Here is a 7666-nt window from a genome sequence, read left to right as displayed (position 1 = left end):
ATCAGAACCCAGAACGTGGCATGCCAGCCGAAATATGTATCCAGAATGCCGCCAACCAGCGGGCCGAGCATCGGCGACAGCGACATGCCCATAGTGACATAACCAATCATCGAGGCCGCTTGGGCCTCGGGCACCATATCGCGGATCACGGCGCGTGACAGGGCCATGCCGGTGGCAATCACCGCTTGCAGCATGCGAAAGCCAAGGAAGATTTCGGCGGTTGGCGACAGGATGCAGCCCAGTGTGGCGATGATGAAGATCGCGCCACCCAACAGGATGATCGGACGCCTGCCGTAACGGTCGGATAGCGGGCCGATCAGCAGTTGCAGGATCGCCGTCATCGCCAGATACAGCGAGACGGATAATTGCATGACGCGGTAATCCACGCTGAAATGGTCTGCCATGGCAGGGATCGAGGGAAGGAACATGTTCATGGATAACGCGGGCAGAGCGGCCAGCAGGATCAGGGTCGAGATATGCGGGGGTGTGGTGCGGTCCATATACCGCACCTCGGATTTCAGCGTCATACATCTGGCGTATCGGGTTTGATTGACATTGTCCATTATTATAGCTGCAGAGATAGGGCTGCGTATTTGCACAGGGAAAACTTAGCAAATTTGCAGTTCGCAGGCTGTGTGGCGTGTAGGGTTTGCAAATATACTGAAATCTGCTTTGTTCTGCTGCGCGGGGCGTATAGGTTGCCTTAAAATCAAAACCGGAGGTGTGCCGATGAAAGATATCCTGCAAGAGTTGGAAGGCCGACGCCGCGAGGCCCGTTTGGGTGGTGGTGATCGGCGGATCGAAGCGCAGCATTCCAAAGGCAAGCTGACGGCACGCGAGCGGATTGATCTTTTGTTGGACGAAGATTCATTTGAAGAATTCGATATGTTCAAGACGCATCGATGTGCCGATTTTGATATGGAAAAACAACAGCATGCGGGCGACGGGGTGGTGACCGGATGGGGCACGATCAACGGGCGTATGGTATATGTCTACAGTCAGGACTTCACTGTATTCGGCGGATCATTGTCGGAAACTAACGCGCAGAAAATTTGCAAGATCATGGATATGGCGATGCAGAATGGTGCGCCCGTGATCGGGTTGAATGACAGTGGCGGCGCACGGATTCAGGAAGGTGTTGCGTCATTGGCGGGCTATGCCGAGGTGTTTCAGCGCAACATCATGGCCAGTGGCGTGGTGCCGCAGATCAGTGTGATCATGGGCCCCTGTGCGGGCGGGGCGGTCTATTCGCCTGCGATCACCGATTTCATCTTCATGGTCAAAGACAGCTCTTACATGTTCGTCACCGGCCCCGATGTAGTGAAAACCGTCACCAACGAGGTGGTCACCGCCGAGGAATTGGGCGGTGCGATGACCCATACCAAGAAATCAAGCGTAGCGGACGGGGCGTTTGAAAACGATGTCGAGGCGCTGTCGGAAATTCGCCGTTTGGTCGATTTCCTGCCGCTGGACAACCGCTCAGGCGTTCCGGTGCGCCCTTTCTTTGATGATCCCTCTAGGCTGGATGATAGCCTAAACACTTTGGTACCCGATAACCCCAACGCGCCTTATGATATGAAGGAACTGATCTTCAAACTGGCCGACGAGGGTGATTTTTATGAAATTCAGGAAGAATACGCCAAAAACATCCTGACGGGGTTTGTCCGTCTGGAAGGGTCGACCGTGGGTTTGGTGGCGAATCAGCCGATGGTTTTGGCAGGATGTCTGGATATTGATTCATCGCGTAAGGCGGCACGGTTCGTTCGATTCTGCGATGCGTTTGAAATTCCGATCCTGACGCTGGTCGATGTGCCAGGGTTTTTGCCGGGAACGTCGCAGGAATATGGCGGTGTCATTAAGCACGGCGCAAAACTGTTGTTTGCTTACGGCGAAGCGACGGTGCCCAAGGTCACTTTGATCACCCGCAAGGCATATGGCGGGGCGTATGATGTGATGGCGTCCAAACACTTGCGTGGTGATTTCAACTATGCGTGGCCAACCGCACAGATCGCGGTGATGGGGGCCAAGGGGGCGACGGAGATTATCCACCGTTCCGATCTGGGCGATGCGGATAAAATCGCCCAGCACACGGCAGATTACGAGGACCGTTTCGCCAACCCGTTTGTGGCGGCGGAACGCGGGTTCATCGACGAGGTGATCCAGCCATCGGTATCACGCAAACGCATCTGTCGTGCCTTCGCGTCATTGCGGGGCAAGAAACAGCAGAACCCGTGGAAAAAGCACGGGAATATACCGTTATAATGCGCCAAACCCTGCATATGATTTTGGCATCAATGGTGTGCCTTCCCTTGTCGGCTGTGGCCGCCCCGATCGAGGTGCCCTCGGGCCAGCCCGTGACCTTTTTCGAGGTGATCTGGGAGGAAGAGGGCGAGATGAACACCTATCGCTTTCGCTACATCGCGCCACAGATTGCGCGGGACGGCGGCAACATCGGATTTGATGCGGCTGAACAGGATATCAAGCACCTGTGCGAAACATCGGCACTACCGGCATTAATCGAACAAAACCGCCCGGTTGACCGGATTGTAATATCGATTTCGGACCGTGAAGTGATGTTCGGAAAACCCGACCCCGACGCCACCCAGTTTTTCGAGATATATAGCCCCGAAGGCACCACCTGTATCTGGGAGGGGTTCTGATGCAGCCACAATATGTTGCGGTTAATGACCCTATCTTGCAGCGGATTGATGCAATGGCGTCACAATTCCGCCGATTGCAAAGCAGACTATGTTTTTTCCGTTATTTATCAGTTATCGTTCCTCAAGGTTACCTCAAAGTAGCCTGTAACTTATCAATGGGGCGGGTGTGGCCAAATGGCTGCGACCGAATCTTTGCAATCAATAGGAGACTAGGATGTCGAATAGCATCAAAGCAGTTATGGCCCTTGGCCTTTTCGCGGTCGTTGCAGCGTGTGCGCAACAAGAAGAAGTTGTTTTCGTTGAAGAGCCAGTTATGGTTGAGCAACCAACAACTAAATACTAAAATACCATCGGAACGGGCTTTCGGGCCCGTTCCGAACCGCAAATGGATTTCGCATAACCCTTTTTTAGCAGGAGGGAAGTTATGCTGAAGCATCGCGGTTTCCCGGGGCGTCTACCGGGCACAGATTTTCAATTTACGATCCGTAGACCGAACAAAAAGGGCGTGACTGCCCTGATTGCACGCGAGCGGTTTGCCGATCGGCGACCTGCGGACCGGCGGGCGGATGTGGCGTTTATGATGGCGCTGTGGTTCCAGTTTGGCGACGCGCCGTTTGAGCGGGGCAATCTGGATGCGGGGCGCATTTCGTGGATGTTCGGACGTGAAGTGATTCCTGCCGAAGACCCGTTTGATCCCGAAAGCTATGAGGCACTGCTGAAAATTGACGAGCGACGGGCGCGCGCGGCGTTTCCGGATGCGTTTGACGGGCCAGATGGCGGGGGATCGGCGTGAATTTGCCTGTGGATCTGGGGATTTGGCAGAAAACAGCCCAAAATGACCTAAGGTCAATGTTGGGCTTTTCTGTGCACAATATTTGGGTCAATGTCCTCCCTATGGCAGGCGCCTCCAGCAAGATGTCTGCTTGTACTAGTCAATACCGTTACCCTTCCCCTTCTGAGCGGTTCGGTCCTTTTTGGGCCGGACCGTTTTTTTTATGGCCGGATTGTCACGAAATTGAGCAAAGAACAGCCGAAAAGCACAATCTGAATTCAGGGGATTCTCTTGGACTGGGAAGTCTGATATGTATGGCTCCAATAAAAACAATTGTTGGAGGCAGAAAACAATGCAAATCAAACACTTGGCCCTTGTGGCTGTTCTTATTATCCCGCTTGCCGGTTGTCTGGAAAATGATGTCCAACGCGCCGCAGCGGGGGCCGTTGCTGGTGCCGTTGTTGCGGATGTTACAAATGGCAGCATTCTTACCGGCGCGGTTATCGGCGCTGGCGCTGGCGCACTATGCGACGACGTTGGCGTGTGCCGCTAATCTAACGCGCAAAATACGGGCGGTATTACGTCCGTTCATTGCCACTCATGAAACAGCCACCGCGGGGTTTTCCTCGCGGTGGTTTTTTGTGAATGCCGCCATATTGCACGGGTTGCCAAAGGCAGGCCATGCACCTTGGCCGGCCCTTGGCAGCATCAGTTCAGAAGTTAAACTGAACCGAGGTTTGCAGACGCGTGGCGTCATCGCTGGCACCACTGACGATTTCACGCCGACCATAGATCAACTCGGCTCCGACGGTCATACGCTCGGTCGGTTTGTAAAACAGACTGAGGTGGGCCGTCGAAATATTGTCGGTGTCGGTCGCGGCAAAGGTGTCGTTGACCTCGTAATATCCCAGCGCCAATCCCGCTGTCAGCTTGGGGCTGATGGCTTGGGATACTCCAAAGGTGGCACCGACCGCCTCGATGGTTTGGATCTGGCCAGCAGCATCGATAAAGGCATCCTGCGCAAAGCCGTTGATCAGGTAGCGCCCGATCCCGTCACCATAAGTCAACGAGCCATAAAGCGTTCCGCCTTCCCAAAGGGACGCGTTGCCGGACAGGTTTACACCCCAACCGGTTTCGGTGTCGTTCGACGTGGGCGAGTCGAACTCGCGCACAACGCCAGCGATTTTAACAAAGGCCTTTTCGCCTTTCCACGACGCTGCCAACGTGAAATCGGGCAGTTGATCAAGCCCGGCGCGCAGGCCCGAAATCGAGCTGCCCGTCGTTTCCGAAATCGTACCAGCCGCATCGCGCCCACTGAATTCCGAGTTTTCCAACGAAGCCGAAATGGCCACACTATCGGACACCTGAAATGTGTAACGCAACTGGGCTTGGCGGATAAACGGTATACCGGCAGGGCCGTTGAAGTCGACCGTGGTGGGATAGCTTTCGATCGGCATAAAGTTCGACCAAGTTTGCCCGACAGTCCAACCGTTCCATGTGCCATAGGCGTGGCGCAGGCGTGGCGAGTAGGAGTTCGAGAAGACCTCGTTGCCGTTACTGCCAAAGAAGTCAAACTCAAGATGGGTTTTCAAGGGGCCGCGATTGGTATCGGTGCTGGTCTTGAAAAACAGACGCGATTGACGCGCGTGGGCACGAAAATGGTTTTCATCACCAACATCGCCAATGGTGATGCCGTCAACGTTAAAGGCATCGCCCAAAGCCTCGTCAAAATCAAAGATGAAATCGGTTTTGATATAGCCACCGATTTCAACGGTTGTGCCGCTGGGGAATTTCAGTCGCCCCTCGCTTTCCAGCCCGTCGATACGCGCCTCAAGGGCCGTCAGTTGCTGTTTCAACTCGGCGGCGGTTTCGGCCAGCGCTGGCGTTGCGAATGTCGTCGCAAGCAGCGTGGCGATAAGCGCCGGATGTCTGGGGTTAAACGGGATTGCTTTCATGGTCTTCCTCCTGTTCAGGGCGCGCTGGAATTAGCGCACCCATGGGGAGAGTGTGGCAGAGATTTTCAATCACTTGGTGTCACGATGCGTGCCGTTAACAGCACAAAATCAAGACGATATCATCACGGGAATTCCTTGTGTTGTGAGTGGAGAGTGATCGCAGAAATTGCGATCCTAACGCGCGCGCGGGCGCGAGTCGGATCAATCAAAACGAGTGCCGTGAAGGTGCAAAATGATATGGGGAAGGCCTGTTAGATGTTCAAAAAGATACTGATTGCAAACCGTGGTGAAATCGCCTGTCGGGTGATTAAAACGGCGCGTAAAATGGGGATTTCTACAGTCGCTATCTATTCGGACGCCGATAAAGATGCATTGCACGTCAAGATGGCGGACGAGGCAGTGCATATCGGCCCGCCCCCTGCCAACCAGTCCTATATCGTGATCGACAAGGTGATGGACGCGATCCGCCAGACAGGGGCCGAGGCCGTGCATCCGGGTTACGGTTTCTTGAGCGAAAACAAGCTGTTCGCCGAAGCGTTGGCGCGTGAAGGTGTCGCGTTTATCGGCCCGCCCGTGGGCGCGATTGAAAGCATGGGCGACAAGATTACCAGCAAGAAAATTGCCATTGATGCCGGTGTTGCCACCGTGCCTGGGCACATGGGGTTGATCGAGGATGCGGAGGAAGCCGTCAAGATCAGCAAACAGATCGGCTATCCGGTGATGTTGAAGGCGTCTGCCGGTGGTGGTGGTAAAGGCATGCGGATTGCGTGGAATGACGTGGAGGCCCGCGAGGGGTTTCAGAGTTCCAAAAATGAGGCTGCGGCCAGTTTCGGCGATGACAGGATTTTCATTGAAAAGTTCATCACACAACCGCGACACATCGAGATTCAGGTGTTGGCCGACAGTCATGGTAACGCGATCTATCTGGGCGAGCGTGAGTGTTCGATCCAGCGCCGGCAACAAAAAGTCATTGAAGAAGCGCACAGCCCGTTTCTGGACGAGAAAACCCGCAAGAAGATGGGCAATCAGGCCGTCGCTTTGGCGCAGGCCGTGGATTATGCCAGTGCGGGCACGGTGGAATTTATTGTGGACGGGGATCGGAACTTTTATTTCCTAGAAATGAACACCCGTTTGCAGGTGGAACACCCCGTGACGGAACTGATCACCGGCATTGATCTGGTCGAGCAAATGATCCGCGTGGCGGATGGCGAAAAACTGAGTATCACCCAGAAAGATGTGAAGCTGAACGGCTGGGCGATGGAAAGCCGTCTTTATGCCGAAGATCCCTATCGTGGTTTCCTGCCCTCGATTGGCCGTTTGACCCGTTACCGCCCTCCAGCAGAGGTGGCGGATGCAACCCATGTGGTGCGCAACGATACCGGCGTTTATGAGGGCGGCGAGATTTCCATGTATTATGATCCGATGATTGCCAAACTTTGCACTTGGGCTCCGACCCGCATGCAAGCGATTGAGGGGATGCGCACCGCTCTGGACAGTTTCGAGGTTGAGGGCATTGGCCACAACCTGCCATTCCTGTCCGCCGTGATGGACCATGAAAAATTCACATCGGGCAACATGACCACGGCGTTCATCGAGGAAGAGTTCCCCGACGGCTTTGACGGGGTGGAATTGCCCGACGATATGCTGCGCCGTGTCACCGCATCTGCCGCTGCGATGTATCGGGTTGCTGAAATCCGGCGTACGCGGGTGTCGGGCCGAATGGACAATCACGAACGCAAGGTCGGCAAGGATTGGATCGTGTCGTTACAGGGCCAATCATTCCCCGTGACGATTGATGCTGATCCGATGGGAGCGACGGTTTCTTTTGCCGATGGGTCCGATTTGCGGGTGTCATCTGACTGGACGCCTGGGCAGAATCTTGCGGTGCTGGATGTGGATGGCACAGCTATGGTGGTCAAGGCTGGGAAAATCCCTGGTGGGTTCCGGATGCGTCTGCGCGGCGCCGATATGAAGGTCTTTGTGCGCACCCCACGGCAGGCAGAACTGGCCCGCCTGATGCCCGAAAAGATTCCAGCGGATACATCAAAGCTGTTGTTGTGCCCGATGCCGGGGTTGATCGTGTCAGTGGCTGTGGCCGTTGGTGACGAAGTAGAAGAGGGCCAAGCCCTGTGTGCCGTTGAAGCAATGAAGATGGAGAACATCTTGCGGGCAGAAAAGAAAACCGTGGTGATCAAAGTGAATGCGGTAGCCGGTGATAGTCTGGCGGTGGACGACGTGATTATGGAGTTTGAATGAAATTGAACGTGCAAATGTTCTCG

8 protein-coding genes are annotated in these 7666 nt (G+C 54.8%); 6 read left to right on the top strand and 2 right to left on the bottom strand.

Annotation, left to right across the window (positions count from 1 at the left end; genetic code table 11):
* Positions 1–527, bottom strand: a 527-nt coding sequence (locus tag ACWB12_RS16555; protein WP_479531205.1) for an MFS transporter, incomplete at its 3' end; no start/stop codon positions are given.
* A 202-nt stretch (positions 528–729) separates the two neighbouring features.
* On the opposite strand from ACWB12_RS16555, the gene ACWB12_RS16550 reads away from it, so the two are divergent.
* The 5 genes from ACWB12_RS16550 (at position 730) to ACWB12_RS16530 (ending at position 3985) form a co-directional block, all read left to right on the top strand.
* Positions 730–2262, top strand: coding sequence for an acyl-CoA carboxylase subunit beta (locus ACWB12_RS16550; RefSeq protein ID WP_479531204.1), 1533 nt, complete (start codon positions 730–732; stop codon positions 2260–2262).
* Positions 2232–2660, top strand: a complete 429-nt coding sequence (locus tag ACWB12_RS16545; RefSeq protein ID WP_479531203.1) for a DUF6497 family protein — start codon at positions 2232–2234, stop codon at positions 2658–2660. The genes ACWB12_RS16550 and ACWB12_RS16545 overlap by 31 nt, the downstream gene beginning before the upstream one ends.
* 214 nt (positions 2661–2874) lie before the next feature.
* Positions 2875–3003 (top strand): hypothetical protein, encoded by a 129-nt coding sequence (locus ACWB12_RS16540; RefSeq protein WP_479531202.1) that lies wholly within the window; start codon positions 2875–2877, stop codon positions 3001–3003.
* Positions 3004–3084: 81 nt separating this feature from the next.
* Positions 3085–3453 (top strand): hypothetical protein, encoded by a 369-nt coding sequence (locus tag ACWB12_RS16535; protein WP_479531201.1) that lies wholly within the window; start codon positions 3085–3087, stop codon positions 3451–3453.
* Between the two features lie 331 nt (positions 3454–3784).
* Positions 3785–3985 carry a hypothetical protein gene (locus ACWB12_RS16530; RefSeq protein WP_479531200.1) on the top strand — a complete coding sequence of 67 codons (201 nt, stop codon included), beginning with the start codon at positions 3785–3787 and terminating at the stop codon, positions 3983–3985.
* Between the two features lie 160 nt (positions 3986–4145).
* Here the strand turns inward: ACWB12_RS16530 and ACWB12_RS16525 are convergent, their stop codons facing one another.
* A complete protein-coding gene (locus ACWB12_RS16525; RefSeq protein ID WP_479531199.1) occupies positions 4146–5387 on the bottom strand; it encodes a DcaP family trimeric outer membrane transporter in 1242 nt (413 codons plus the stop codon).
* Positions 5388–5642: 255 nt separating this feature from the next.
* Between ACWB12_RS16525 and ACWB12_RS16520 the strand changes: the two genes are divergently transcribed.
* Positions 5643–7643 carry an acetyl-CoA carboxylase biotin carboxylase subunit gene (locus tag ACWB12_RS16520; protein WP_479531198.1) on the top strand — a complete coding sequence of 667 codons (2001 nt, stop codon included), beginning with the start codon at positions 5643–5645 and terminating at the stop codon, positions 7641–7643.
* Positions 7644–7666: the final 23 nt, after the last annotated feature.

Source organism: Profundibacter sp. (assembly GCF_056498605.1).
Note: the sequence above shows the minus strand (reverse complement) of the source record. Positions and strands in the feature narration are given on the sequence as shown.

Bases quoted from the DNA above. Each gene is read 5' to 3' on its own strand.
- ACWB12_RS16535 (WP_479531201.1), top strand. From the start codon at position 3,085: ATGCTGAAGCATCGCGGTTTCCCGGGGCGTCTACCGGGCACAGATTTT.
- ACWB12_RS16520 (WP_479531198.1), top strand. From the start codon at position 5,643: ATGTTCAAAAAGATACTGATTGCAAACCGTGGTGAAATCGCCTGTCGG.
- ACWB12_RS16530 (WP_479531200.1), top strand. From the start codon at position 3,785: ATGCAAATCAAACACTTGGCCCTTGTGGCTGTTCTTATTATCCCGCTT.
- ACWB12_RS16525 (WP_479531199.1), bottom strand. From the start codon at position 5,387: ATGAAAGCAATCCCGTTTAACCCCAGACATCCGGCGCTTATCGCCACG.
- ACWB12_RS16550 (WP_479531204.1), top strand. From the start codon at position 730: ATGAAAGATATCCTGCAAGAGTTGGAAGGCCGACGCCGCGAGGCCCGT.
- ACWB12_RS16540 (WP_479531202.1), top strand. From the start codon at position 2,875: ATGTCGAATAGCATCAAAGCAGTTATGGCCCTTGGCCTTTTCGCGGTC.